24 protein-coding genes are annotated in these 24,286 nt (G+C 45.2%); 13 read left to right on the top strand and 11 right to left on the bottom strand.

Annotated features, from left to right (window positions below; all coding sequences use genetic code 11):
• Positions 1-3: 3 nt before the first annotated feature.
• Both QNH15_RS25895 and QNH15_RS25890 read left to right on the top strand, forming a co-directional pair.
• Positions 4-684 carry a response regulator transcription factor gene (locus tag QNH15_RS25895; protein WP_283891682.1) on the top strand — a complete coding sequence of 227 codons (681 nt, stop codon included), beginning with the start codon at positions 4-6 and terminating at the stop codon, positions 682-684.
• A complete protein-coding gene (locus tag QNH15_RS25890; RefSeq protein ID WP_283891680.1) occupies positions 681-1,781 on the top strand; it encodes a sensor histidine kinase in 1,101 nt (366 codons plus the stop codon). The genes QNH15_RS25895 and QNH15_RS25890 overlap by 4 nt, the downstream gene beginning before the upstream one ends.
• Positions 1,782-1,818: 37 nt before the next feature.
• Here QNH15_RS25890 and QNH15_RS25885 read toward each other — a convergent pair whose 3' ends face one another.
• The 3 genes from QNH15_RS25885 to tcuA form a co-directional block, all read right to left on the bottom strand.
• Positions 1,819-2,418, bottom strand: a complete 600-nt coding sequence (locus QNH15_RS25885) for an acyl-CoA-like ligand-binding transcription factor (RefSeq protein WP_283891679.1) — start codon at positions 2,416-2,418, stop codon at positions 1,819-1,821.
• 85 nt (positions 2,419-2,503) lie between these two features.
• Positions 2,504-4,006, bottom strand: coding sequence for a DHA2 family efflux MFS transporter permease subunit (locus tag QNH15_RS25880; protein WP_283891678.1), 1,503 nt, complete (start codon positions 4,004-4,006; stop codon positions 2,504-2,506).
• A 156-nt stretch (positions 4,007-4,162) separates the two neighbouring features.
• Positions 4,163-5,668: an FAD-dependent tricarballylate dehydrogenase TcuA gene (tcuA, locus tag QNH15_RS25875; RefSeq protein WP_283891677.1), complete on the bottom strand. Its 1,506-nt coding sequence runs from the start codon at positions 5,666-5,668 to the stop codon at positions 4,163-4,165.
• A gap of 134 nt (positions 5,669-5,802) precedes the next feature.
• Between tcuA and QNH15_RS25870 the strand changes: the two genes are divergently transcribed.
• The 6 genes from QNH15_RS25870 to QNH15_RS25845 all read left to right on the top strand — a co-directional run bounded on the left by QNH15_RS25870 (position 5,803) and on the right by QNH15_RS25845 (position 12,135).
• The gene (locus tag QNH15_RS25870) at positions 5,803-6,657 is read left to right on the top strand and encodes a LysR family transcriptional regulator (RefSeq protein WP_283891676.1); all 855 of its coding nucleotides are present in this window, start codon (positions 5,803-5,805) and stop codon (positions 6,655-6,657) included.
• A gap of 17 nt (positions 6,658-6,674) precedes the next feature.
• On the top strand, positions 6,675-8,267 hold the full coding sequence (locus QNH15_RS25865) for a sensor histidine kinase (protein ID WP_283891675.1): 1,593 nt from the start codon (positions 6,675-6,677) through the stop codon (positions 8,265-8,267).
• Between the two features lie 23 nt (positions 8,268-8,290).
• Entirely contained in the window at positions 8,291-8,974 is a 684-nt protein-coding gene (locus QNH15_RS25860; protein ID WP_283895769.1) for a response regulator, read from the top strand.
• A 191-nt stretch (positions 8,975-9,165) separates the two neighbouring features.
• A complete protein-coding gene (locus QNH15_RS25855; RefSeq protein ID WP_283891674.1) occupies positions 9,166-10,143 on the top strand; it encodes a tripartite tricarboxylate transporter substrate binding protein in 978 nt (325 codons plus the stop codon).
• Between the two features lie 13 nt (positions 10,144-10,156).
• Positions 10,157-10,606 carry a tripartite tricarboxylate transporter TctB family protein gene (locus tag QNH15_RS25850; protein WP_283891673.1) on the top strand — a complete coding sequence of 150 codons (450 nt, stop codon included), beginning with the start codon at positions 10,157-10,159 and terminating at the stop codon, positions 10,604-10,606.
• Positions 10,607-10,623: 17 nt separating this feature from the next.
• Entirely contained in the window at positions 10,624-12,135 is a 1,512-nt protein-coding gene (locus QNH15_RS25845; RefSeq protein WP_283891672.1) for a tripartite tricarboxylate transporter permease, read from the top strand.
• 89 nt (positions 12,136-12,224) lie between these two features.
• On the opposite strand, the gene QNH15_RS25840 is transcribed toward QNH15_RS25845, so the two are convergent.
• The 5 genes from QNH15_RS25840 to QNH15_RS25820 form a co-directional block, all read right to left on the bottom strand.
• Positions 12,225-13,256 carry an SDR family oxidoreductase gene (locus tag QNH15_RS25840; RefSeq protein WP_283895767.1) on the bottom strand — a complete coding sequence of 344 codons (1,032 nt, stop codon included), beginning with the start codon at positions 13,254-13,256 and terminating at the stop codon, positions 12,225-12,227.
• Between the two features lie 129 nt (positions 13,257-13,385).
• Positions 13,386-14,567, bottom strand: coding sequence for an iron-containing alcohol dehydrogenase (locus QNH15_RS25835; protein WP_283891671.1), 1,182 nt, complete (start codon positions 14,565-14,567; stop codon positions 13,386-13,388).
• 16 nt (positions 14,568-14,583) lie between these two features.
• Positions 14,584-15,432, bottom strand: coding sequence for an AhlS family quorum-quenching N-acyl homoserine lactonase (gene ahlS / locus QNH15_RS25830; protein WP_283891670.1), 849 nt, complete (start codon positions 15,430-15,432; stop codon positions 14,584-14,586).
• Between the two features lie 326 nt (positions 15,433-15,758).
• A complete protein-coding gene (locus QNH15_RS25825; protein ID WP_283891669.1) occupies positions 15,759-16,451 on the bottom strand; it encodes an LrgB family protein in 693 nt (230 codons plus the stop codon).
• On the bottom strand, positions 16,424-16,825 hold the full coding sequence (locus tag QNH15_RS25820) for a CidA/LrgA family holin-like protein (protein WP_283891668.1): 402 nt from the start codon (positions 16,823-16,825) through the stop codon (positions 16,424-16,426). The genes QNH15_RS25825 and QNH15_RS25820 overlap by 28 nt, the downstream gene beginning before the upstream one ends.
• Positions 16,826-16,993: 168 nt before the next feature.
• Between QNH15_RS25820 and QNH15_RS25815 the strand changes: the two genes are divergently transcribed.
• Positions 16,994-17,425, top strand: coding sequence for a MarR family winged helix-turn-helix transcriptional regulator (locus tag QNH15_RS25815; RefSeq protein WP_283891666.1), 432 nt, complete (start codon positions 16,994-16,996; stop codon positions 17,423-17,425).
• A 167-nt stretch (positions 17,426-17,592) separates the two neighbouring features.
• On the opposite strand, the gene QNH15_RS25810 is transcribed toward QNH15_RS25815, so the two are convergent.
• Complete coding sequence (locus tag QNH15_RS25810) at positions 17,593-18,501, bottom strand: Gfo/Idh/MocA family protein (protein WP_283891664.1); 909 nt, start codon at positions 18,499-18,501, stop codon at positions 17,593-17,595.
• 240 nt (positions 18,502-18,741) lie between these two features.
• Between QNH15_RS25810 and QNH15_RS25805 the strand changes: the two genes are divergently transcribed.
• From QNH15_RS25805 to QNH15_RS25790, 4 genes are read left to right on the top strand one after another with little or no spacing between them, the layout of a single operon-like run.
• Positions 18,742-19,902 (top strand): ROK family protein, encoded by a 1,161-nt coding sequence (locus tag QNH15_RS25805; RefSeq protein WP_283891662.1) that lies wholly within the window; start codon positions 18,742-18,744, stop codon positions 19,900-19,902.
• The gene (locus QNH15_RS25800) at positions 19,895-20,623 is read left to right on the top strand and encodes a 6-phosphogluconolactonase (RefSeq protein WP_283891660.1); all 729 of its coding nucleotides are present in this window, start codon (positions 19,895-19,897) and stop codon (positions 20,621-20,623) included. Before QNH15_RS25805 ends, QNH15_RS25800 begins: the two co-directional genes overlap by 8 nt.
• A gap of 4 nt (positions 20,624-20,627) precedes the next feature.
• Positions 20,628-21,542 (top strand): ROK family protein, encoded by a 915-nt coding sequence (locus tag QNH15_RS25795; protein WP_283891659.1) that lies wholly within the window; start codon positions 20,628-20,630, stop codon positions 21,540-21,542.
• Between the two features lies 1 nt (position 21,543).
• On the top strand, positions 21,544-22,920 hold the full coding sequence (locus tag QNH15_RS25790) for a family 4 glycosyl hydrolase (protein ID WP_283891658.1): 1,377 nt from the start codon (positions 21,544-21,546) through the stop codon (positions 22,918-22,920).
• A 32-nt stretch (positions 22,921-22,952) separates the two neighbouring features.
• On the opposite strand, the gene QNH15_RS25785 is transcribed toward QNH15_RS25790, so the two are convergent.
• Positions 22,953-23,327: a VOC family protein gene (locus tag QNH15_RS25785; RefSeq protein ID WP_206738116.1), complete on the bottom strand. Its 375-nt coding sequence runs from the start codon at positions 23,325-23,327 to the stop codon at positions 22,953-22,955.
• A 48-nt stretch (positions 23,328-23,375) separates the two neighbouring features.
• Positions 23,376-24,218, bottom strand: coding sequence for a helix-turn-helix domain-containing protein (locus QNH15_RS25780; RefSeq protein ID WP_283891656.1), 843 nt, complete (start codon positions 24,216-24,218; stop codon positions 23,376-23,378).
• Positions 24,219-24,286: the final 68 nt, after the last annotated feature.

The following is a 24,286-nucleotide window of genomic DNA, read 5'->3' as shown; positions in this document are numbered from 1 at the left end:
ACGATGGCAAAAATATTAATTGTTGATGATGACCCGCATATCCGGGAATTAATACATGTCATTCTGGCGAAAGAAGGCTTATCCACGGTAGAGGCAGCAGATGGGGAAGCCGCTCTTTCCTTGCTTGATAAACATAAAATTGATCTCATCATTCTTGATATCATGATGCCGAATATGGATGGGTATGCATTTTGTCAGGAAGTACGCACCTATTATTCAGATAAGCTCCCAATATTAATGGTCACCGCCAAAGGAGAAACGGCTCAAAAAGTAAAAGGGTTTGACCTTGGTGCAGACGATTACCTGGTGAAGCCTTTTGCCGGAGCGGAGCTGGCGGCACGGGTGAGAGTTTTGTTGAAACGGTATCAGATTAATCTTTCCAATCGAATAGAAATCGGCGATGCCGTTATTGACCGCGACACCAATAAAGTCCTACTGGGCAAAGAGACGATTGACTTGCCGCTAAAAGAGTTTGAGCTTTTATTTATGCTCGCCTCCCATCCGCAAAAAATCTTTTCCAGAGAGCAATTAATTGAAGACATTTGGGGCTTTGACTATGCGGGTGATGAACGCACGGTCGATGTCCATATCAAGCGGTTGCGGCAGCGGTTTTCTGATGAGGATTGCCCGTTTAAAATCTCTACTGTCCGCGGGCTGGGCTACCGGCTGGAGGTTCATTCATGAAGCTTCCGGAATGGGTGAAACGAGTCTTTGGTTTTCTGGCTGTTATTACTGCGTTATTTATCAGCTGGTCCTGTGCCTATTGGCTGACCGGATATGTTTATGAACGAAACGACGGTGTCCCTCATGAATTTTTAAGACAGATTATTAATTCCTTGCTGGGATTTTTTATTTTTGGATGCGGAGTCTATTTGATTACCAGAATACCCTGGGTCAGGGCTCGGCAGGAGAAATTCCTGCATCCCTTGATTAACGCTATGAAAATGATGGCTGAAGGAAACTTTAAGATCGATCTGTCCTTTTATACGCAGCAAATGGGCGGCCGCAGCGATCACCCTTATTCCAGAATCGTCGAGAGCATTACCGATATGGCGGAAAAGCTGGGGAAGATGGAGGAAATGCGGCAGGAATTCATCTCGAATGTCTCCCATGAAATTCAATCTCCTCTCACATCCATCATGGGATTTGCCCATGCGCTCAAGAACGAGAATTTGAGCCATGACGAACGCAAACACTACTTGGACATTATCGAAACGGAGAGTATACGGCTTTCAAAATTAAGCGATAATCTTTTAAAGCTCACTTCATTGGAGTCCGAGCATCCACCCTTTGAGTTAACGGAGTACCGGCTGGACCACCAAATTCGCCGAATCATTCTGGCTAATGAGCCGCAATGGACCGAGAAACAAATCAACATGGAGATTGACCTTGAAAGTCTATCGATCACAGCGGATCGGGATTTAATGGATCAAGTATGGATTAACCTGCTTCATAACAGCATTAAATTCACACCGGAAAAAGGGACTATTTCAGTCGAGGCATTCAAAAAAGAAGACGATTCGCTGATCGTTAACATAAAAGATACTGGAATCGGCATGAACCAGGAGGCCCTCCTTCATATTTTTGAACGATTTTATAAAGCTGATCAGTCCCGCAACCGAAAATACGGGGGCAGCGGTCTTGGACTACCCATCGTAAAAAAGATCATCGATTTGCATAAAGGCAGTATCCACGTTGAAAGTGAGCCTGGAAAGGGTACGTCGGTTACTGTTGCTTTAAATGAAGTGATAAACCAAGAAAATAAAGCAAACGAATACTAAAAAGACCTGCCGGATAAGAACCGGCAGGTCTTTTCCTCTATAACGGCATTCCTGCTTCCAGGAAGGCGAGGGCTCGGTCCAGGGCATCGATAAAATCGGTCTCCGGGTGCTGAACACAGTAATATTGCGAGGAGACAATGGCTCCCATCAGTGCCCCGGTGAGTGTAACGATGTCCTGATCACTGGATTCGCGATTCTCCCGTTCGGCGATCAGCTCCGTAATCATCTGGGATGTATCGGCGAGCTGGTTGAAGGAAGCCACACGGAGTTCGGGAATGGACATGATAAGCTGCATCCGTTCCTGAAGCGCCTCCCTCTCCTTTTCCGGTATTTGGACTAAACCGGACTTTACGGAACTGCGAAATGCCTGAATGCTCGTTAATTCCTTGGGTTGTTTTTTAAATGCATGGATTAAGAGAGGATCATAATCGTCATAAAATACGACAGATTCCTTGGTAGGAAAATAGCGGAAAAAGGTGCTCTGTGAAATTTCCGAAGCTTCCGCAATCTGCTCGATGGTGGTCTCAGCGTATCCCTGCTGCTGAAACAAGCGCATCGCGTTTTGCTGGATGCTGTTTCTTGTTTTTGCTTTTTTCCGCTCGCGAAGACTGGGTTTTGGTTGATGTTCTGAGGACAATAGATCACCCCTGTGTTGGATACTGTACAATTCGTCTCTATGTTACAGTTTACAACTTTATCAACCGGTACACAATTATCCGTCCCTACGCACTCTTTTCTTCGGACTGGGAACCTTTGCGGGGCAGGAAGACTAATGTTGCCGCTATTCCGATGATGGCAATTCCTGCGCAGGCGATCAGCATGGTATCCATCCCTTCAACAAATGCTCCCCTTACGTTTGTTAATAAGGTGCCGGACTTTAATTGCATGGCAACCGCTACTCCTGCTGATACACTCTGTTCTGCCGCATGGGCCGCTTTTGCGGGCAGGCCGGTCAGCTCCAGTCCGTTGCGGTAGCTTGAGTTCAGGATGGTACCCAAAACCGCTACACCAAAAGCACCGCCAACCTGGCGCATGGCCATAATCAGAGCTGAACCAACTCCGCTTCTTTCCGCGGAAAGCACCCCAAGTGCAGAATCCATAGCGGTAGGCAGGGCCAGCCCAAGCCCGATTCCTGTGATCGTGATCCAAAAGGCTGAAAAGCTGAACGTGCTGCCCGTTTTGGTCAGTGCTCCGGCTGCCAGGCCTGCAGCCAGAAAGAAAAATCCAAAAGCGACATTATTTTTTGTCCCTGCTTTTTTAACCAGATTTCCCGAGACTTTTGCCCCCACGATCAATCCTGCAATTAACGGCAGCAGACGGAGGCCGGTGCCAAGTGTATCAATCCCTTTGACCGCCTGGAAAAAGAGAGGGATGGTAAAAAGAATCCCAAACATCGCGAAGGAAACCAAGGTAGCCAGTATCGCTCCCCATGTAAAGCTTGGTGAACGGAATAACAATAAATCAATGAGCGGATGCTTCGTTTTTCTTTGCCAATAGACAAAGACAGCCAAAAGAATCACTCCAGCTGCAATGGAAATCAGCACGCTGCCCGTGCTCCAGCCTTTGTCGCCTGCCCGAATGACGCCATAAGTAACGGCCACGAGTCCAAGACTGGAAGCTGCAACACCGAAATAGTCTATTTTTGAAGCTCTCTGGCTTCGGGATTCAGGCATTAAGATAGCAATGGCGAGCAAGCCAGTGACTACAAATGGAAGGTTAAGCAAAAATACAGAACCCCACTCATAATGCTTCAGCAGCCATCCGCCTACAATTGGTCCCAATGGAATTCCCATCATGTTTGCGGTCGCCCAGATCATCATCGCTTTTGTCCGTTCTTCTCCTGAAAAAAGCACGGGAAGAATGGACATGGATAGTGGCATAAGAAAGGCAGCACCGAGGCCAAGAACAGCCCGCATGCCAATCAGCATTTCCGGTGAATCGGAATAAGCGCAGCCTAAGGAAGCAAGACCGAAAAGCACAAGGGCCATCAACAGCATTTTTTTACGTCCATAACGATCGCCAAGCATTCCGGCAGGCAGCAATAAAGCAGCCAAAACGAGGTTGTAGGAATTCGCAAACCATTGAAGCTCACTTGTGTTAGCGTCCAATTCCGTTGCCAATGTAGGCAAAGCGATGTTCAGCACGGTCATATCAAACCCTACAGCCAATAAAGCAAAAGATAACGCACCAAGCACCCACCATCTCCGTGTCTGCATATCCATCATCTCATCCATCCCCTTTAAAAGTGAAAGTTAATTTATAATGAAAGTTTATATTAAATGAAAGTAACTGTCAAAATATTTTTGAGGGGTGAAATTCGGTCACATGAAAAGGAGGCTGAACACCATGTTCAGCCTCCTTCATACTTTATTCTGAATCGTTTATTTCAATGCTGCATTCTCGCGGTGTACACCAACATATTTAGCAGCCTGAGAGCCCGATATCTTTCCAAAGACTGCGCCAGACATCAATCCGGAACCGCCGGGATAGTTTTTGTAGAAAATGCCGCCAACCATCTCGCCTGCTGCAAAAAGGCCGTTAATCGGTTCTTGTTTTTCGTTTAGCACTTCGCCATCGGAATTGACATGCAGTCCGCCAAAGGCAAACGTAATCCCGCAGGTGACCGGAAAAGCATAAAAGGGTCCTTCTTCAATTTTGAGTGCCCAGTTCGTTTTTGAAGGGGTGATGCCCTTTGTTCCCTTCCCATCTTTTACGGAAGGATTATAGTCTCCCTCCTGAACCGCCTCATTATATTCTTCAATCGTCTGCAGGAATTGTGCTTTATTTACCGGCAATTGCTCAATCAATTCTTCGAGGGTATTGGCCTCATAAACCGTTGCTTCCTCCAAATTGTATTCTTTTCGCAGCAGCGGTCTGACCTGGGAATCAAAGATTTGGTAAGCCACATGATCGGGCTGTTTTAAAATTTCACGGCCGTATTTCGCATAGGTATAATTCCTGAAGTCCGCTCCTTCATCGACAAAGCGGTGCCCGTCCTTGTTTAACATGATCCCCAGTGGATAAGAGTGCTTTTTGAAAATATCACCAGGCTTGGTAAAATCGCCTACCTTTGGAACGTTCGCATCTGTTCCGATGGAATGGCAGCCATCCCATTCGCCAAAGGTTTGAGCGCCTAGTTCAAGCGCCATCTTAATGCCGTCCCCGGTGTTGTATTCCGTTCCCCTTACAATCGCGGCTTCCCACTCAGAACCAATATGCTTGGAGCGCATCTCTTTATTGGCTTCAAAACTTCCGCAAGCCAATACCACGCTTTTGGCTTCCACCGTTTGTTCTTGTCCCTTTTGCTGGATGACGACTCCCGATATCTGCTCATTGTCAGTGAGCAGACGGACAGCCTGTGAATCGTACCAGATATCAATGTTCAGCTCGTTTGCGCGCTTTACCAGCTGTTTAATCAGGCCAATGCCTTTATCCTTTGTCTTGACCGGAAGCCCGCCCCAGAAGTGAATCTTCCCTTCTTTTTCAAACGACTGGTTTTCATAGTTTAATTCAAATTCGACACCGTGTCCGCGCATCCATACGATCGTTTCATAGGACTTTGACACCAATTGTCCGGCTAATTCGGGATGGCTTTGCTGCTCGGTGACTCTCATTAAATCATTGTAATAATCAGACGTGCTGTACTCAGGCATGACGATCGTGTCTGCCTCTTCGTCTTTTAACTGAGGTATAACTTTTCGAATATCTTTTAGCTCCGAATAGGCAAAACGGATCGCTCCGTCTGTAAAAAAGGAATTGCCGCCACGTTTATGGATGGGTCCTTTTTCTAGAACCAACACTTCTGCTCCGTTTTCTTTTGCAGAAATCGCTGCACATAAAGCCGCATTTCCCGCCCCCACAACAATCACATCATATGCTTTTGACATTGGGCCCCTCCTATTATTTTGAGTATTACTAATAGTATGATAATTATAGTAAACTGTAACAAATAGATAAAATATTGAATTTCTATGCGCAGCGATAGATATTCTTTATTTTTAACAAGATAGGTGAAGTAAAATTGAATGAAAAAGACTGGCTGATTCTAAGAACCATTCATGAAGAGAGAAATATCACTAAAGCGGCTGAGAAATTGTATATCTCACAACCGTCTCTTACATACCGTATTCAACAACTGGAGCAGGAATTAAATGTGAGAATTCTTTCCCGTAGAAAAAGAGGTGTTGATTTTACGCAGGAAGGCGAGTATGTGGTTCAATATGCCACGGATATGACACACCGGCTGAACGAAATGAAGGATTATTTGGCAAATCTGCAAGGAGCCATAAAAGGCACGCTGCGGCTCGGAGTATCTCAAACATTTGCCCGTTACAGGCTTCCGGGCATCCTGGCAAACTTTTTAAACGATTATCCTGAAGTGGACATTCACCTAAAAGCCGGGTTTAGTTATCAGGTGATTCAAATGATCAATAAAGAAGAAGCAAATATCGGGATTATACGCGATGTCAGTGATTGGCGGGGTCCAAAATTATTACTGGATGAAGAAAGCATTTGTATTGTATCGAAAAGTAAGATCGATATCGACCAACTGCCTTACCTGACGAGGATTAATTACAACACAGATCCCTCCCTGAAAAGTGTGATTGATGCCTGGTGGAAAGAATCGTTTGACCACCCGCCGACCATAACGATGGAGGTCGATTTAATCGAAACTTGCCGGGAAATGGTGCTCAATGGGTTGGGATATGCGATTTTGCCTGCCATATGCCTGGAAGGATACGAGAAGCTGAATACCTATGAAATGTACATTCATGATGAAAAAGTGGTCAGAAATACATGGCTCATTTTTAACGAACGGTCATTGGATCTTTCTGTTGTAAAAACATTTATTGAGTTTATGGATAAAGGGTCGTGATAAAACGGAGGAAGGAAATGAGAAAACTTCTGGCTGTTTCTTTAAAGGTTAAAATACTTACGTTAATTATCTTGTTGATTGTCTTTATCGTTATTTCATTGTCCTCCATGTTCATCCTCATGAAGCGAAAAGATGATATTGCAAAAGCAGAACAGCTATCCTTGCAGACAGTTAAAACCTTATCGTATATGCCGGTTCTTCATGACTACTTCCGATCTGGGCAAAAGACTCTTAATCTTGGAATGTTGATCGAGCAGATTCAAAGAGAACCTGAACCGATTACCGTCTTTTTTCAAAATCGTAATGGCGCCACTTTTGCTTCGACAGACGGGCTTCAAGTCTATAAGGATATAAAGGCAAAGGATAATGATAAAGCGCTTACATTCGGAAGCAGTTATGTCTTAAAAACGACAGAGGACAGGAAAGAAGTGTTAAAAGCAGTCGCCCCCATCGTGGTGAGTTATGGGAAGTATAAGAAGATAGAGGGAGCCGTTGTTGTCCTGTATGATGTGGACACCTTATATGCCAGTATTTGGGAAGATATAAAAAAGATCTTCACAGCATCGATTATTATTCTACTGATTGGAGTGATTGCGAGCTATTTACTGACAAAGAGTATCCGTAAAGATACCCTGAACCTTGAACCCTCTGAAATTGCCGCCCTGTTCAGGGAGAGAGGAGCGATCCTCCAATCGGTGAAAGAAGGAATCCTTGCGGTAGATGAGGAAGGATCTATTACCATGATGAATTCGTCGGCCCATGATCTATTGGATATAGATGACCATTCAGAAGGAAAACAAGTATCAGATGTGATTCAATCCAGTGAAATGCTGGAGCTTCTTGGCAGTAATGAAAAACAAACAAATGTTGAAATTCAATACCAAGAGAAAATGATGATTATCAATACACAGCCCATTATAGAGGATGGGAAAAAGATAGGTACGGTTGCCAGTTTCCGCGATCGCACCGAATTCAAGCATATGATTGAGGCCCTTTCTGAGGTAAAGGAATATTCGGATGATCTGCGGGCGCAATCTCATGAATTTACCAATAAGTTGTATGCCATTCTGGGGCTTCTGCAGCTGGATAAAAAAGAGAAGGCGATTGAATTTATCAAAAGTGAAACACATATTCAAACAGTGGAAGAAGATCTGCTATTTACGAAGATAAACGATGAACGGTTACAGGCCATCTTGCTCGGGAAGATCGCACAGGCATCAGAAAAGAAAATCGATTTTGTCATCGACAAAGAAAGCTCATTGGCGTATCTCCCGGAAGAAATCAACTTATCTTCACTCATTATTATTTTAGGCAATCTGATTAACAATGCTTTTGATGCGGTTAAGCATACAAAGGAAAAAAAGGTAAGCTTTTTTGTAACGGATATTGGAAATGAAATCATTTTTGAGGTGCAGGATAGCGGAACGGGAATTCAAAAAGAGATGGAACACCAACTGTTTCAAAAAGGGTTATCGTCAAAAGGGAAAAACCGAGGGTATGGTCTTTTTAACGTGGAAATCGAGGTAGGCTCACTGGGAGGTGCGATTGAGTATAGCAGCGGCAGTGGTGAAGGAACGGTGTTTACCGTGTATTTGCCAAAGGCTTCTTAAGGGGGGATTAGCACGTGGATGTAATGAATGTGGTTATCGCAGAGGATGATTACCGGATTGCCCAGATTCATGAAGAGTATTTATCCCATGTTAAAGGAATGAAGGTGGTGGGAAAATCTCTGAATGCAAAAGAAACGATGGAACTGCTGGACCATCATGGTCAATCGGTAGATTTACTGTTAATGGATATTTACATGCCGGATCAATTGGGAATTGATCTTTTAATAGAAATTAGGGAGAAGCACCCTGCGGTTGATGTCATTTTAATAACGGCTGCCAAGGAAAAGAACTACTTAAACCGGGCGTTAAAATTAGGCGTGGAAAATTATTTAATTAAACCTGTGACGTTGGAAGTTTTTGTTAAAACGATAGAGAAGTACAAAGAAAACAGGCGCTTGTTTAACTCCATTTCAGAGGTGGATCAAGAAGTGGTTGACCATTTTTTTGGACAATCTGCAGTAAAACAACAGCAAAGAATAGACTTTCCTCCGGGAATTGATTATTTAACGTTGGATAAAGTAAGCGCTGTCCTGAAAAAGGAAGACGGCGGACTGACCGCTGATAAAGTAGGGGAAAAAATGGGAGCTTCCCGAACAACCGCCAGGAGATATCTTGAATATATGGTGAGTATCAAAAAGGCATCGGTTGAACAAGTATACGGAGTCGTCGGACGGCCGGAACGGCATTATTTTTTTAAGAAGATATAAAGGATAGGCACATATATCGTGCTTTTCCTTTTTTATTTGGCCGGCTTTTGCTTGTGAAACCTTTAACATATGAACAATATGTACTTAATTTGGTTTTTGGTTTTAAAGAACAATTTTGAGAAAACGTTTACATTTCTGAATAATAAATCTACGATTAACTCAAAATTCAAAAGAAAAGGGGATAGAAACACATGAAAAAATTGATCATCGTGTTGTTTGCGGTTCTTTTGTTGTCGGCATGTTCCACAAGCAAAACTTCAGGCAACGCCAAGTATCCTACCAAAAATATTGAGTTTGTTGCTCCGGCAGCACCAGGCGGAGGCTGGGATTTAACTGCGCGTTCGGTCCAAAAAATACTCAAGGATAAAAAACTCGTATCCAATAATATCAATGTCATCAATAAGCCCGGCGGAGGCGGAGAAGTTGGGTGGAACTACCTTCATACGAAAAATAGCCACTACCTGGCTGTTAATTCCAGCTTGCTCCTCACCAATAACTTACTCGGCCAAAGTAAGCTGACGTATAAGGATTTTACACCGTTGGCCACCCTCGTTACAGAGTGGCAGGCGATTGCAGTACCTATGGATTCACCATACAAGAGTGTAAATGATTTATTTGATCAAATCAAAAAGGATCCAAAATCGATAAAAGTAGGTCTCGGACCTGGCTTGGGGAATGATGATCATCTGGCTTTTGTTCAGGCAGCTGGTGAAAAGGGCGTGAATGCCAAGGATTTAAACTTTCTCGTCTATGATGGCGGAGGCGGAGATGTGGTTACCGCCCTGTTAGGAAAACACGTGAATGCAGTAACCACTTCATTATCTGAGGTTAAAGAGCAGCATTTGGCCAAAAAATTAAGAATACTAGCCATTTCAGCTGATAAGAGAGATGAATCGATCAAAGATGTGCCTACATTGAAAGAAGAAGGGATCGATATGGTCTTTCCGCACTGGAGAGGAATTATGGGACCTCCTGATATGACGGACGCGGAGATTAAATATTGGGATGAGAAATTAGGAGAGATGGTCAAGACCGACGAGTGGAAGAAGCTGCTTAAAAATAACGACTGGGCTACCTTTTACCAAGACAGCAACGAAACGAAAAAGTTTTTGGAAGAGCAGGACAAGCAGTATCGGGATTTGGTAGAAAAATCGGGATTAGGTAAATAAAGGGGCAATTAGAATGAAAATAGTCAAAATCGGAATGCCTGTTTTAATGATTTTGATCAGTGCGGCCTTTTTAATCGGTTCTTTCATGTTACCTAAGGCCAATCTTGGTAATCCCAATGGGCCACTGTATTTTCCAATGGGTTTAAGTATCTTTATGCTTATTTTAAGTATCATTTACTTGTTCAAAGAACTGAAAACGATCAATGAAGTGAATGAAAATATACAGGCATTACTTAATAGCAAGGCCATGAAATTAATAGGGGTATCGATCGTTTTGGGTGTGGTGTACTCCTTGATCTTTGAGATCGTGGGCTTCCTGGTTTCTACCATTGTGTTTTTGGGATTGTTGTTATTTTATTTGAACGGAAGAAAGAAATGGATCGTCAATATCGTGGTGGCGGTTGGTTTTTCATTTATTACTTGGTATGGCTTTAGTCAATTGTTAGGAGTAAGTCTGCCGTAGAACAGGAGGAAAGCTGAATGGAAGGTTTTTTTGAGGGACTTTTGACTGCAATCCAGCCCATTAATATCTTTTGGTGTGTTCTCGGTGGTTTCTTAGGAACAGTGGTTGGAATGCTGCCGGGATTGGGACCAGCGACAGCGGTTGCGGTCTTAATCCCAGTGACCTTCGGAATGGACCCAACCAGTGCCATCATATTAATGGCGGCCATTTATTATGGGGCGATGTACGGAGGGTCAAGGAGTTCCATCTTATTAAATACACCGGGAGATGGATCAGCGATTGCGGCGACCTTTGATGGATATCCCATGTCCAGAAAGGGGCAGGCCGGCCAGGCGATGGCGATTTCAGCTGTTGCTTCCTTTATTGGCGGTGTCTTGGCTACCATTGGTTTTGTTTTCTTGGCGAAACCTTTGGCAAGCTTTGCTTTAAAATTTGGTCCGTCCGAGTATTTCCTGTTGATGCTGTTAACTCTTTCGGCCATTGTTTCGCTTTCGGTCGGCAAAATCATCAAAGGATTTATTGCCATGAGCTTAGGGCTCTTATTAAGTACCATTGGAATTGATCCGCAAACGGGCATTCATCGATTTACGATGGGAAGCCCTCATTTAAGCGAAGGAATCGATTTTCTTATTGTTATCATTGGGGTATATGCGGTTGGTGAAGTATTTTATAACTTCTTGACCATCCATAAAGAGAAAAAAGATCCTGATGATAAGGATAGTATGAAAAAAGTTTGGTTCACAAAAGAACAATGGAAGAGGTCGAGATGGCCGATCTTGCGCAGTGCACCATTAGGTTTTATCATTGGGGTTTTGCCTGGTGCCGGCGGATCAATTGCCTCCATGATCAGTTATTCGACGGAAAAACAGATTTCCAAAAGGCCTGATGAATTTGGTAAAGGGGCCGTTGAAGGACTGGCAGCACCTGAATCGGCCAATAATGCGGCTTCCGTTGGGGCCATGATTCCCTTATTAACAATGGGGATTCCGGGTTCAGGAACGACTGCCGTCATGCTTGGCGCATTAATTATGCTGGGTGTAAGACCGGGACCCATGCTGTTTGAAAATGACCCGGGAGTCGTATGGAGCCTCATTAATAGTATGTTTATAGGCAATATCGCGTTGGTTATTCTTAATGTGCTTTTGGTTGGTCTGTTGGTAAGGGTTTTAAAGACACCTGCCCAAGTTCTTTATCCAATCATTATCATGCTTGCCTTTATTGGGACGTATACGCTAAGTTACAGTACGATGGATTTCTATTTGTTATTGCTGTTTGGTGTCATCGGCCTGTTCATGAAGGTCATGGGCTTTCCGATTGCTCCGCTTGTACTTGCCTTAATCGTCGGAACCGATATGGAGCAGAATTTCCGGATGGCGCTTACGTCATCAAATGGAAGCCTGGGAATCTTTTTCTCCTCATGGATCTCGATTTTGTTAATCGTCTTAACGGTCCTGTCACTATGCTACCCATTACTGATCAAACTGCTTAACAGCAGAAATAAAAATAAAACCAATACAGTGGCGGGTTAAAAGGTACCGCCATATAAAAACAAGTCCCTGCTAATTAGCGGGACTTGTTTTTCTTTATAGAGTTGTAGCGTAAGATCATCACTTTTCCTTTAGGAATAAGGCACTTGCTCTTTTTTATGATTCTTTGACATGTTCCAGACATACATTCCGAGGCCGGTCAATGCCATGGCCGACAGCACCGGGTGCTTGGAGGCTTTGACGTACCAGCTTCGGTTGCGTACCCAGCCGGTATTGGTGCCCCGCTCATGCATACCGTAGCCGGGATGATACAGTCCGCTTTCTTCGCGCGTGTTGGACGGCCCGTTGTCGTGCTGTGTGCGGAACATGGTCGCCTCCATCCATTTGTCCATCATGCGGGGAGCGAGTCTTCCCAATACCGCGGTAAGCTTCGCCTGTGATCCGACAAACATGTCCCTCGTCGGATGGGATGCCGCATACAGAATGGCATCCGCTACCGCTTCAGGTGCGTACATCATGCCGATATGGGCCGGCTGCTTGTCCAGGTAGCTCATCGCGTGCTCGTTGTATGGCGTATCGATCCTGCCGGGATGGATTAAGGTCACCGAGACGGGTGCCTTATCTTTTTCTAGTTCCATGCGCAGGTTCTCGGTCCAGCCATGCAGAGCAAATTTTGCCGCGGAATAGGTGGACTGAACGACGGCCCCGCGGTCGCCGAACAGGCTTCCCACGTTGATCAACGCTCCGGGAACGCCTCTTTCGGTAAAGTGCTTTACCGCCATTCTTGATCCGTACACCACGCCCCAGAAATTCGTTTCAAACATTCGCTTCATATCTTCTGTGCTGACGTCCATCGCTTTGCCGAAAATCGATACCCCTGCATTGTTGACCCATGTATCAAACCGGCCGAATTCACTCAGTGCAGTGTCGGAGATTTTGCGTACATCCTCCTCCTTGCCCACATCTGCTACAACATAGGCAGCGGGACAGCCTTTGCCTCTCAGTTCCTCTGCCAGCTGCTGAAGAGCCGCTTCATTCCGGGCTGCCAGCACCACTTTTGCTCCTTTTGAGGCTGCCATTCTTGCCGTTGCCAGCCCAATGCCGCTCGATGCCCCGGTAATGACCACAACCTGATGCTTCAGTTTCTTTAACGAAATTGCCATCATGTTCCCTCCTCATTAAAAGTAGACACCTTATCCTCTACCCGGTGGGCTACGGTACCAATCATGAAAGCTTGTATTCCATAAAAAAAGAAGCCTTGCGATAAGCGAGGCTTCTATATTTTCACTATGTTATTCAGGCTCCACAACTGCACCATCAAAGGCAGACCGGTAAATGTTCCGGATATCATCTTCCAGCAGTGGGAGCGGGCTTCTGGCCAGGATTCTTTTTTGTTTTACCCCGTCCTGTGTCAGGCTCTCGAGGGCTGATTCGGGGACATCAAAACCTGAGAGTGTATTGGGAATGCCCACATCATTGACCAGCCGCTTCAGTTCCTCGACACAACGGTAGGACGCCTCTTCATCGGAAAGGAAGGCAGAGTTGCCGCCAAGCGCATTTAAGATATCTCCCATGCGTGTAACGCAGCTTTTTCGGATATAGCCCATCACATACGGCAGCAGTACGGCATTGGACTCGCCGTGAGAAATGTGGAATTGGCCGCCGAGCGGATAGGCAAGCGCATGAACACCGGCCACACCTGCATTGAAAAAGGCAAGACCGGCGATATAGCTTCCGTTGCTCATGTCAATCCGGGACTGTTCATCGTTGCCGTTCTCAACAGCGCGGCGAAGGGATCGTGCGATCAGGCGGATCGCCTGCAGAGCTAACCCGTCTGTCGTAAGGCTCGCGTTGACGGAAATGTAGGCTTCCACCGCATGTGTCAGTGCATCAATGCCGGTTGCTGCAGTTACTTTTGGCGGTACGGACAGGGTCAGTGCAGGATCAATGATCGCCACATCGGCAAGCAGGTTATCATGGGTGACCACGTCCTTTGTCGTTTCAAGTGACAGTACGGAGATATTGGTGACTTCTGAACCGGTTCCGGAGGTGGTTGGAATCAGGATCTTTGGCAGGCCTTTTCTTTCAACCTCTCGTGTGCCTGTTAAATTCAAATAATCCGTAACAGGGCCTTCGTGAACAGCGAGAACGGAAGCAAGCTTGGTCAAATCCAGTGCACTTCCCCCGCCAACCCCGATCACCATGTCAAATCCGCCTTCCCGGGTGAAGGACACGAGCTTTTCTCCCACTTCAACAGGCGGCTCCGGAACGACCTCCGTGTACAGGGTGACAGAATATCCCTGTTCCTCGAGCGGACCGGTAATCTTGTCGGTCAATCCAATTTTGGCGAGCATCGGATCCGTAACCACAAGAACCTTTTTCGGACCGTATTTTTCAACCTCGGGCAGCAGTTCCTTTAACGCTCCCCAGCCAATATAGCTTAATGGTGTAAACACCAGCTTTGCTGCATTCATTTTTCGTTGTCCTCCTTCACTCGTAATAGCCTTCCGTTGATTTGCGGAAGGTTTTAAATTGATTGGCATCATGACCAAACCAGACCTGAGAGTTGGTTTGATTGGCGAGACGTCGGATTTTTTCCACGGCATTCAAATAGCCGAGGGAGTCATAGATAATGCCCGGAGGCTTTACGGGCGGGCCGAAGCTCTCAGCTGTATAAATAGCGTCTGAAGCCAGGATAATGCCGCCGGTTTCCGGCATGTTGATTTGCAAACCAAGCATGCCCCATGCGTGTCCGCTTCCAAAGTTGAGGAGGCTGATTCCTTCTGCCAGATGAATCTGATCTTCATTTCGCTTGATCGTTTTCCATTGCAGATTGTTTTTGATCCAGGCATCAATATCTCCCCATATGTAGGCGCCTTCCTTTTCATTTCGGGCATAAGCTTGCAACGCGCCGCTCAGTTCATCCTCATGGACGATGATCGTGGCATTCGTAAACAGCTCAAGGCATCCGGCGTGGTCGAGGTGGAGGTGAGATGCCACAACGTATTTAATGTCTTGTGGCCGTACGTTTAATTCCTCTAGCCGGTTGTGCAGGTAGCATTCCTCCCCCATGTTGATCGGGAACAAGGATTGAGTCGCTTTTCCCCATCGTCCTTCTGCACCCATTGATTCCGGATTGCAGGCCGTATCAAACAGGATTTTGCCTTCGGGATGGTCGATCAGCACGGTATACACCGGGAACTCGACAAACTCGGCAGGCGCATTCGGATTGTCCGCCGTGGCCGGATTGTGCATCGCAATCATCCAGTTTTTGTCCATCTGCATCCTTCCGTTATCCATTACATAAAGCTTTGGATTGGGTTTGATCACATTTGCCATTGAATTTCCTCCCCATTTGTTTAGTAAAACGCTTGCAAAACAACATTCTTTACATTCCCCTTTTTCACCATTCAGTAACTTTGTGGCTTGAAATGGAGCGGTTTTAGCACGATTTACCTATACCTATTTCGCATAATTTTTATTTTGGTGAAAATGATGTGTTTGGTGAGTAACTGATTAAAAATGGTGAGTAATGTACAGATTTCCGTGAGTAATGACACTAAAATGGTGAGTGAACCGAACATTTCCGGGAGTAACCACCATAGAAAGGTGAGTAAACCTAATCAGAGCAGAAAAAAGCCGCCCGGAAATCCGGACGGCTTTTCTTATACGTGAAAAATCCATACGACGATCGGACCGAACACCGAACCAAGAACGGCACAAAGCGTCATCGATACCGAACTCATGGATACAGTCAGTTCTCCGTACTCAAAAGCTTTTGACGTGCCAAGAGCATGAGAGGCGCTCCCAAAGGCAATGCCTTTTCCAAGATAGCTTCGGATCCGAAACCATTTCATAATCTTTGGCCCTAAGATAACACCCGAGAATCCGGCGATCATGACGAAAACAACGGTCATCGAAGGGACACCGCCGATACCAGTGGCGATCTGAATGGCAACCGGAGTTGTAATCGACTTAGGCACAATGGATAGGATCAAATCCCGGTCGATGCCGAATAATTCAGCAAAGAGAAGACCGCTGATCATGCCTGAGAACAAACCCGCAAATACGCCTCCGATGATAGGCAGGCTGTACTTCACCAGAATTTTGCGCTGGTTATATAGCGGGTACGCCAATGCGACAACCGCAGGACCGAGAAGGGAATTGATCCACTTTCCGCCGATCATGTACTGGTCATAGGAAACATGAAAGGCCAACAACAGCAGGATGATTGCCACGGTGGTGGTCAATACAGGAATGAGAATCGGATAGGAGAAGCGTACATATAGCTTTGTCATTGCGATATACACCGCAACGGTAAGCAAAATAATCAGGATTGCGATACTTGCTTGTTGCACTCGTCATTCTCCTTTCCCTTGTTGGCGTTTTTCTCGAGCAGCTGGCTGGCAATTCCTGCAGCGACCATTGTGACAATGGTGCTCAGCACGACAATCAGCAGCAGAACCAGGCCTTTGCCTGAAAATAGTGCCGGGTAATTCATAACACCCGTCATTGCGGGGATAAATAAAAGAGGAAGAAATGACAATAAAAAACTTGCTCCGTCTTCCACAATCTTGACCGGAACAATTTTAAAGGTTAAGCAGATCAGCATAAGGATCAGTCCCACGATGCTCCCCGATACCGGAAGATGAAGCAGGTTATGAACCCATTCTCCAATGAGGGAAAACGCGTAAAGAATGGCGATCTGCAGAATAATTCGTATAGCTTTCACAAAAGGTGCTGTTCTAATAAGAACAACTCCCTCCTTTCTGTCTGACTAGGGTAGCTCTTTACATTTTTCGTAATTACTTGTACGATACAATTATATATTTGTATTATACAAGCATATAGGCAAATGTCAATGAAATCGGGCTATAAGCTTGTGCAGGAGTGATGGGCTTTGAACAACAAGAATGCAGTTGAGCGAATTGAATATGAACTGACCACCTTTATCCGGCGGGCGGTATACATTGATAACTCGGAAAATAAAATAGGAAATCTGGAGAGAGCTTCGTATTTGATCTTGAGGCAGCTGGACGAGTTCGGACCTGCGCGGGTCAAAAAGCTGGCAGAGTCCTTTAAACTTGATATATCCACCCTCTCACGCCAGGCAGGAGCATTGGAGGGAAAAGGACTGATTGAGCGTTCCTCCGATCCATCGGATGGAAGGGTGAGTCTCTTTACCATTACCGAATTGGGCCGGGAGAAATTGAAAGCGGATAAAAAAACGAGGCTCGCCCGGTATCAAAACATGCTCGAAACCTGGACGAAGGAAGAGAAGGAGTTGTTTGGGGAACTCCTTGAGCGGATGAATGAGGCGTTTTTTGACTGATGGTATAAGGTAAATATAAAGAAAAAAACCAAGACTCAACGTTTTGGCTTTTTTATAAGGTCTCTCGAAATGGTTGGGTACACCAAAATACCCAATCCAATAATTAGTAATAAACTCCTGGGGAGAATAGACTAAAACCGGAGACACTCAGGTCTCCGGTTCTGCTTTTACCGTTTTTCTTCAATTAAGTTAACGATTCGCTCGCAAATCTCATGGGTAAGGAGTGAGTCATCCAATGACGGATCGGGCTGTCGATTCTGACGGACGCAGTCCAGAAAATGATCGGTGATCTGATAGAAGCCGCGCTTGAAGAGGGTGGGCTCCCAATCGCCAAATTTGGCCGTTTGAATGTCTTTATTGTGATAATGAGTGGTCTCTACCAAACTATTGACGACATATTTGTGATGGCCGGTATGGTATTCAATGATCTCCTCGGTCACACCGCCGTTTCGGTTCATGATTCCCATCGCCGTACAGCCATCCCCAATCAGCTGGATGATCACGAACTGGAGTTGGTCATCCTTTTTTTGATGCTCCACTTTCACATCAAGCACCTCGGTTCCCATTAAAAAACGAAGGGTGTCAACCACGTGGATAAAATCGTCAATGATAAAGCGGCGGGTGTAGTCAGGGGATGAGAATCGGTTCTTTTGCATCAAAATCAGGTTGGCTTTCCCTTGTTTTTTCAGCTCGCTGACTCTTGGAACAAACCGGCGGTTGAATCCGATCATGGCAATCACATCATTTTCTTTGGCGAGTTGAACCACCCGTTCTGTTTCCTGCAAATGAAGGGATACCGGCTTATCGATGTACGTATGAATACCGTTTTGCAGCAGCTGCTCTGCGATCTCAAGATGCGCATCGGTTGCTGCACTCACAAACGCGGCAGTAATCCCTTTTGCAAGCAGCTCGTCCACGGTTTGGGCTGTTTCGGGGATCCTATACTGGCTCGCCAGCTGCTGAAGGGTTTCTTCATTTCTCGTACACAGAACAAGTTCGATGCCTTCCTTTTGGGTAAGCACCGGCATATATGCCTTACGGGCAATATCCCCAAGTCCAATGATTCCTACTTTCATCTTTCTCACCTCATCTTCAGTATGTAAGTCGCTTTTCGAAAACCGTTCCATTTAAAGGTAACACGTTTACAGGCAAACCTCTTCCCTCACGTATCAGGTGCTATCCAAAATTTGTATTGACAGTGTAAGCAGCCGTCCCTTATCATTTAATAAAATGATCTGAAAATTAGGTCTTTTATTTTTGTTTAATTATTAAAGGTTATTAATTAATGTTCTTAAATTAGAAATGAGAGGTTATGGATGAAATCTTATTTACCTAACGATATAAAGGATGAAAACAGAAAAATCATTTTCGATATCCTTCTTCACCATCCGGAACTGGCCAAGGTGGAAATCACAGAAAAAACAGCGATGAGTTTTGTGACGGTCAGTAAAATCGTGAATTATTTTACCGAAATCGGCATTTTAAAGGAGACCGGAGAAAGCCGCGAGGGAATGGGCGGGCTTGGCCGGAAACGAACGGTTTACAAGTTCAATGAAAACAGCTATGTCACGATTGGGCTGGAGATCATCGGCCAGGCTGTGACGGGCCTACTTGTGAATTTAAAGAACCAGGTCATCGCTTCCCGCACCTTTCATACCGATCTTCCTTTCTACCATGAGGGTTTTGCCCGCATTTTTAATGAAATCGTAGAAGTCATGGAGGAGGAAGCAAAGCAATCCAGCAGTGTAGTGCTTGGAATTGGCATCGGTGTGGCTGGTGCCATTAATACAAGAAGCAAAACCATCAGGATGAAAACAGTAGAAGATCAGGAAGAGGATTTTCATTTCGCGGAGATTGTTGAAAGGCTGAAGGACAGTGTCTCCTATCCTATACTTCTTGAAAATGATGTGAATGCGTCAACCGTGGCAGAATTCCGCAGTCTGGAAGCGTTCGATGAAATGCCCGCCGATTTGATTCATATCTCCTTTGGAGAAGGAATTGGCGCCGGATTGATCCTGAATAAGCAGCTTCATAGAGGGTTCAATTCAAGAGCGGGTGAGCTTGAGTATCTATGCTTTGATGAAGATTTTAAAAAGACGCCTACTTCAGTCGGCTGGCTCGAAGGGAAGCTCGGTTTTAGTGCGATTGTAAAAGCATTTGATTTGAGCAATCCGCAAGAAAGTGAAGCATGCCAAGAATATCTGGCCAAAAAGGTCGCATTGGTAATTACCAATATTATCAGTGTCCTGGATGTGGACCGCATTATTGTCAGCGGCAAAACGATGGATTTGTTTTCGGACGATCTCCTGGATAGGATCAGAAAGTATGTCGGGCAGTATATGGATTGGGATCCAACCATTTCGTTCAGTGCTGCCGAGCACATGTCTGCTCTGGGAGCGGGAATTTTATCACTGCAGCGTGAAATGGGAAAGGTCATATCTGCTGAAAAAGCAGCCGGAGGTGAAAAACATGCTTGAAATTTTTGAAAAGGAAGAACAGGTGGCAGAGGCTATCGCCGATGCAATGGCAGCAGGCCTGAAAGAAGAGGCTCATCCTTTATTTTGTTTGGCTTCTGGAAGCACACCGCAGAAAAGCTACCAGAGGTTTGCTGTACAGGCGAAAGACACGGACGATATCAAGAAACTTCGGATCGTCAGTCTCGATGAATGGGTGGGCATTGAAAAACACTCGACGGGAAGCTGCTATCAAATGCTGCAAAGGGATTTATTTTCTCCAGCCGGCATCCAGTCACACCAAATCCTTTTTTATGATGGGATGAGTCCTGACTTGCAGCAGGAATGTGAAAAAATCGATGCTTATATCGAGCAGCATCCCATCACCTTCAGCTTAATGGGCGTGGGAATGAACGGGCATATCGGATTAAACGAACCAGGAACGCCAGTGCGGGATCATAGCAGTGTTGTCGATCTTTCAAATGAGACAAAAACAACCGCACAAAAGTATTTTGACGAGCCTGCCGCTTTGTCAGAGGGAATCACTCTTGGATTAAAACAGGTGATTCATAGCAAAAAAGTCATCGTAGCCATTACCGGCGGTCACAAAGCAGATATTGTGAAAGAGATCTTTAACCATTCGGAAGCTAAGCTGCCTGCCCAGGAATTGCTTCACCATGACCATATTGATTTTTACCTGGATACGGAGGCGGCAAAGTACATTACGCAAAAAGTTGAGGGATAAAAACATGAATGAAAGTGTGATCGGCATTGATGTCGGCGGTACGAATATACGTGTAGGCCTGGTGGAAAACGGCCTGTCTCTAACCAGGAAAGAAACCGCCTTGACAACTGAATACAAGAAACCAGCTGAATTCTTTGAAGAGATTTTTAGCATGATCAAAAAAATAGACCCGGATCATACTGCTAAAAAGATTGGCATCGGCCTTCCAGTGCCCTGGCCGGATGAGGCGGACCAAATCGTGGATGCGACCAATATTCCGTGGCTGGAAGAAGTGAGTGTGGATACCCTTCGCTCTTATTTTTCCGGTTATCAAGTGTTCATTGATAACGATGTGAACGTGGTTGCGCTGCTTGAGGCTCATTACGGCGCGGCAAAAGGATGTCGAAATGCAATGTACATCACGGTAAGCACCGGTGTGGGCAGCGGAATCATCATTGATAACAAAATTCTCAGAGGCTCACACGGATATGCCGGTGAAATTGGAAGCATGATTGTTTCCAGCCTGAAAAAAAACCATCCGAGCCTGTACGACGGCTCACTGGAATCATTATGCAGCGGTCTTGCCCTCGAAGAAGAAAGCAAGAGGGTGTATGGCGAAGCTGCCACGGCTTCCCTGCTTTTTGAGCAGTATCAAAAGAATGATAAAGAAGCGAAAAAGGTTATCGATTTATGGATTGAGCACTTCTCAAATGCCATTGCTTCCCTCATGCAAACGATTGATCCCGATATCTTTGTTTTAGGAGGAGCCGTTATCCATCATAATCCATGGCTGATCGAGAAGGTCGCGGAAGGCACCAGGAAAAAAGTTTTCAAAAACCTGAGAGACAAGATCAATATCGTCATCAACCAATACAGCTCTGAAGCAGGAGTCATTGGAGCAGGCTATCTGGCCATTCATCAATCTGAAGGAGAGATATAACATGAAAATTGCTTTAATTGGAGCTGGAAGTGTGTCGTTCGCACTTGGCGCGCTAAACGATATTGTTTTATCCGAAAAGCTGAAAAAGGCGGATCATTTGGAAGTCGCCTTAATGGATATTGAACAAGAGAATGTTAACCGGACGTATCAATACGCGTCAGAGATGTTTTCAGCGTTCTCCCATCCTGGTGAATTGTCCAGAACCACTAATCTCGAAGAAGCGTTAACTGAAGCTGATTTTGTAATCGTTGCCATTGAAGTAAACCGGTACTTTTACTGGTCTCAGGACTTCCACATCCCCCGCCGTTATGGAAGCAAGCAGATTTACGGAGAAAATGGCGGTCCCGGCTCCATGTTTCACACCTTAAGAAACCTGGGTCCGATGCTTCATATTGCCAGGGAAATGGAAAAAATATGCCCGGAAGCATGGTTTATCAATTACACGAATCCGGAAGCGAAATTGGTGGAAGCCATCTCCAAATTAACTTCCATCAAGGTTGTCGGACTTTGTCATGGACTTGATATGGGAATTGATCAGCTGGCAAGCTTTTTGGACATCCCGGCAAGCTCTATCGGTGTTGAGGGCGGAGGTTTGAACCACTTCGGCTTTTTTACAAAAATTTGGGACAAGGAAACAGGAGAAGACCTTTATCCTTTATTCTATGAAAAAGAAAAATCAGCCAATCGCCTGGCTCACTTTGATCATTATGCGTTATCCAGAACGATGTACCGTACGTACGGATATTATCCGTATCCGGGAACGAATCATTGCGGCGAATATGTTTCATACGCTGAAGACTTTTACGCAGGTTTGTCTCTTCAATTCCGCTATGATCCGATCCGGGAAAAGCTGTGGCAGAGCGGTTCTGAAGTACCGGAATTTGTGTATTGTGCCAGCGGGAATTCCCTGGATAAAGGGTTATTTGACGACACGACCACACAAGAAGATTGGGCAGAACAAGCGTACACGTTTGATAAAAATAATGTGAGTAAGAGTAACGAATATGCCATTCCAATCATTGAAGCCATCTACTTTGATGAAGAAATCCAGATCAATGCCGCGAACATGCCTAATAAAGGAGCAATCAAAGGACTTCCGGATGACATGGTGGTGGAGACTCAAGCCATCGTGAACGGAAACGGGATCTCGCTCAGGCCGATGGAGATTGAACTGCCGACAGCCATTCTCGGAACCATCAATATTCAGGGAAGCATTCATAAGCTGTTGCTTGAAGCCTATGTGGAACAATCCAAAACCAAACTGCTGCAGGCTATATTGCTCGATCCTCAGGCTCCTTCCTATTATCAGGCTTGCGCCATGATCGATGAAATGTGCGAATTGCAAAAAGATATTTTGCCAGAATTAGAGTGGAAATAAAGAAGATATCCCCTGGGTATCTTTTTTCATCTCTAGACATCAAGCTCGCTCATTAAGGCATGGGTGTTTCCTTCTGTATCCGTAAAGAAGGCCATCCACGTTTCCCGTTGTCCCATTCTCGCAATGAGATGGGGTGCGCTGATGAATGATACTCCGCGGCCGGCCATCTCTTGATGTGCTTTTTGAATATCCTCGACCTGAAAGTAAATGACTGAGCTTGGATGCGCAGAGGCCTCGTTTTCAGGTAAATCAAGCAATAACCGCAGGCCATTGCACTCGAAAAATGCCATATTGCCCGTTTGGAATAATAGATTCAATCTCAATTTTTCCTGGTAAAAGGTAATGGCACGCTTTAAGTCGTTTACTGGGACTCCGATTTGACCTACTTTATGTATGACTGCTTCCATTATCATCTCTCCTTTATTTGTATTCTTCATCAGCATACCGGATGCCGCTTAATCTTTCTTATCCAAAATCACTTTTTTTCGGTATGAAAGAGGGGAATATCCAGTTTGCTGCTTAAACATTTTGCTAAAAGAAGCGGGTGTTTCAAAACCCAGGTCAAAGGCGATCCGGGTCATGCTTATTTCCGGCTGTTTCAGCAGTTGTATCGCTTTTTGTACACGGTAAGCGGTAATGTGCTGATGGGGCGTGCAGCCATACACAGCGGTATAGTTTTTGATGAGATGGTTTGGAGAGAGACAAGCGATATGGGAGATTTCCTTAAGTGTAAGCGGCAGATGAAAAAAGGCACGGATGTATTCTTGAGCAACACTGACTCTTCGGTAGACTTCTTCTCTCGTTGATCGTTTTAATGCAGGCAGCGCAATGATTTCATTCTGGAGATGGCATTGCTCCGTGATAATATGCTCCATAATGGTATAAAACTGCTCTTCTTGCCAAGTGGCACTTTGGAGTGACATATTTCCCCGGAAATAGTCGATTTGTTGGGAAAGATCCGCGGAGATAGGGTAGGTTTTTTCAAAAAAACCTGCAGAACTTATCGTTTTGAAGGGATCATCGAGCAGGCTGTGTTCGGCTTCGGATAATGTCCTCATCACTTCACCCGCAAGTTCATCGGTGAAAAATAAACAGAAGGACTCTACCTCTGTTTCTTCCTCAATGGAAATAGCATAATCTCCCGCGTTTAAAAGCAGGTAGCTGTCTTCCTCCACGGCAAAAAAACCGGAGTTCGTCTTGTAATGCGCCTTGCCGTTTCGAAAGGTTTTAATGGATAGCTGTCCTTTTCCTTCATAGTAAAATTGGTTGCTTTTTGCGTTCAGCGCGTAATTCAGCATACATTTCTCCATGGGATTTGTCCTGTTTACATTATATCCTCATGAAGGTCAGGTATAAAGATATCCAT

Origin of the sequence: Fictibacillus enclensis (genome assembly GCF_030123385.1) — a bacterium.
Taxonomy (GTDB): Bacteria; Bacillota; Bacilli; order Bacillales; family Fictibacillaceae; genus Fictibacillus_C; species Fictibacillus_C enclensis.
The sequence above is the reverse complement of the archived record's forward strand: the minus strand, read 5'-3'. Positions and strand labels throughout refer to the sequence as shown.

What these genes read in the sequence shown, in the direction of transcription:
- QNH15_RS25890 (WP_283891680.1), top strand. Translation starts at nt 681, where the DNA reads ATGAAGCTTCCGGAATGGGTGAAACGAGTCTTTGGTTTTCTGGCTGTT.
- QNH15_RS25895 (WP_283891682.1), top strand. Translation starts at nt 4, where the DNA reads ATGGCAAAAATATTAATTGTTGATGATGACCCGCATATCCGGGAATTA.
- QNH15_RS25795 (WP_283891659.1), top strand. Translation starts at nt 20,628, where the DNA reads ATGAATGAAAGTGTGATCGGCATTGATGTCGGCGGTACGAATATACGT.
- tcuA (WP_283891677.1), bottom strand. Translation starts at nt 5,668, where the DNA reads ATGTCAAAAGCATATGATGTGATTGTTGTGGGGGCGGGAAATGCGGCT.
- ahlS (WP_283891670.1), bottom strand. Translation starts at nt 15,432, where the DNA reads ATGGCAAATGTGATCAAACCCAATCCAAAGCTTTATGTAATGGATAAC.
- QNH15_RS25850 (WP_283891673.1), top strand. Translation starts at nt 10,157, where the DNA reads ATGAAAATAGTCAAAATCGGAATGCCTGTTTTAATGATTTTGATCAGT.
- QNH15_RS25790 (WP_283891658.1), top strand. Translation starts at nt 21,544, where the DNA reads ATGAAAATTGCTTTAATTGGAGCTGGAAGTGTGTCGTTCGCACTTGGC.
- QNH15_RS25835 (WP_283891671.1), bottom strand. Translation starts at nt 14,567, where the DNA reads ATGAATGCAGCAAAGCTGGTGTTTACACCATTAAGCTATATTGGCTGG.
- QNH15_RS25840 (WP_283895767.1), bottom strand. Translation starts at nt 13,256, where the DNA reads ATGGCAATTTCGTTAAAGAAACTGAAGCATCAGGTTGTGGTCATTACC.
- QNH15_RS25855 (WP_283891674.1), top strand. Translation starts at nt 9,166, where the DNA reads ATGAAAAAATTGATCATCGTGTTGTTTGCGGTTCTTTTGTTGTCGGCA.
- QNH15_RS25845 (WP_283891672.1), top strand. Translation starts at nt 10,624, where the DNA reads ATGGAAGGTTTTTTTGAGGGACTTTTGACTGCAATCCAGCCCATTAAT.
- QNH15_RS25805 (WP_283891662.1), top strand. Translation starts at nt 18,742, where the DNA reads ATGAAATCTTATTTACCTAACGATATAAAGGATGAAAACAGAAAAATC.
- QNH15_RS25800 (WP_283891660.1), top strand. Translation starts at nt 19,895, where the DNA reads ATGCTTGAAATTTTTGAAAAGGAAGAACAGGTGGCAGAGGCTATCGCC.
- QNH15_RS25810 (WP_283891664.1), bottom strand. Translation starts at nt 18,501, where the DNA reads ATGAAAGTAGGAATCATTGGACTTGGGGATATTGCCCGTAAGGCATAT.
- QNH15_RS25860 (WP_283895769.1), top strand. Translation starts at nt 8,291, where the DNA reads ATGAATGTGGTTATCGCAGAGGATGATTACCGGATTGCCCAGATTCAT.
- QNH15_RS25785 (WP_206738116.1), bottom strand. Translation starts at nt 23,327, where the DNA reads ATGGAAGCAGTCATACATAAAGTAGGTCAAATCGGAGTCCCAGTAAAC.
- QNH15_RS25865 (WP_283891675.1), top strand. Translation starts at nt 6,675, where the DNA reads ATGAGAAAACTTCTGGCTGTTTCTTTAAAGGTTAAAATACTTACGTTA.
- QNH15_RS25780 (WP_283891656.1), bottom strand. Translation starts at nt 24,218, where the DNA reads ATGCTGAATTACGCGCTGAACGCAAAAAGCAACCAATTTTACTATGAA.
- QNH15_RS25880 (WP_283891678.1), bottom strand. Translation starts at nt 4,006, where the DNA reads ATGATGGATATGCAGACACGGAGATGGTGGGTGCTTGGTGCGTTATCT.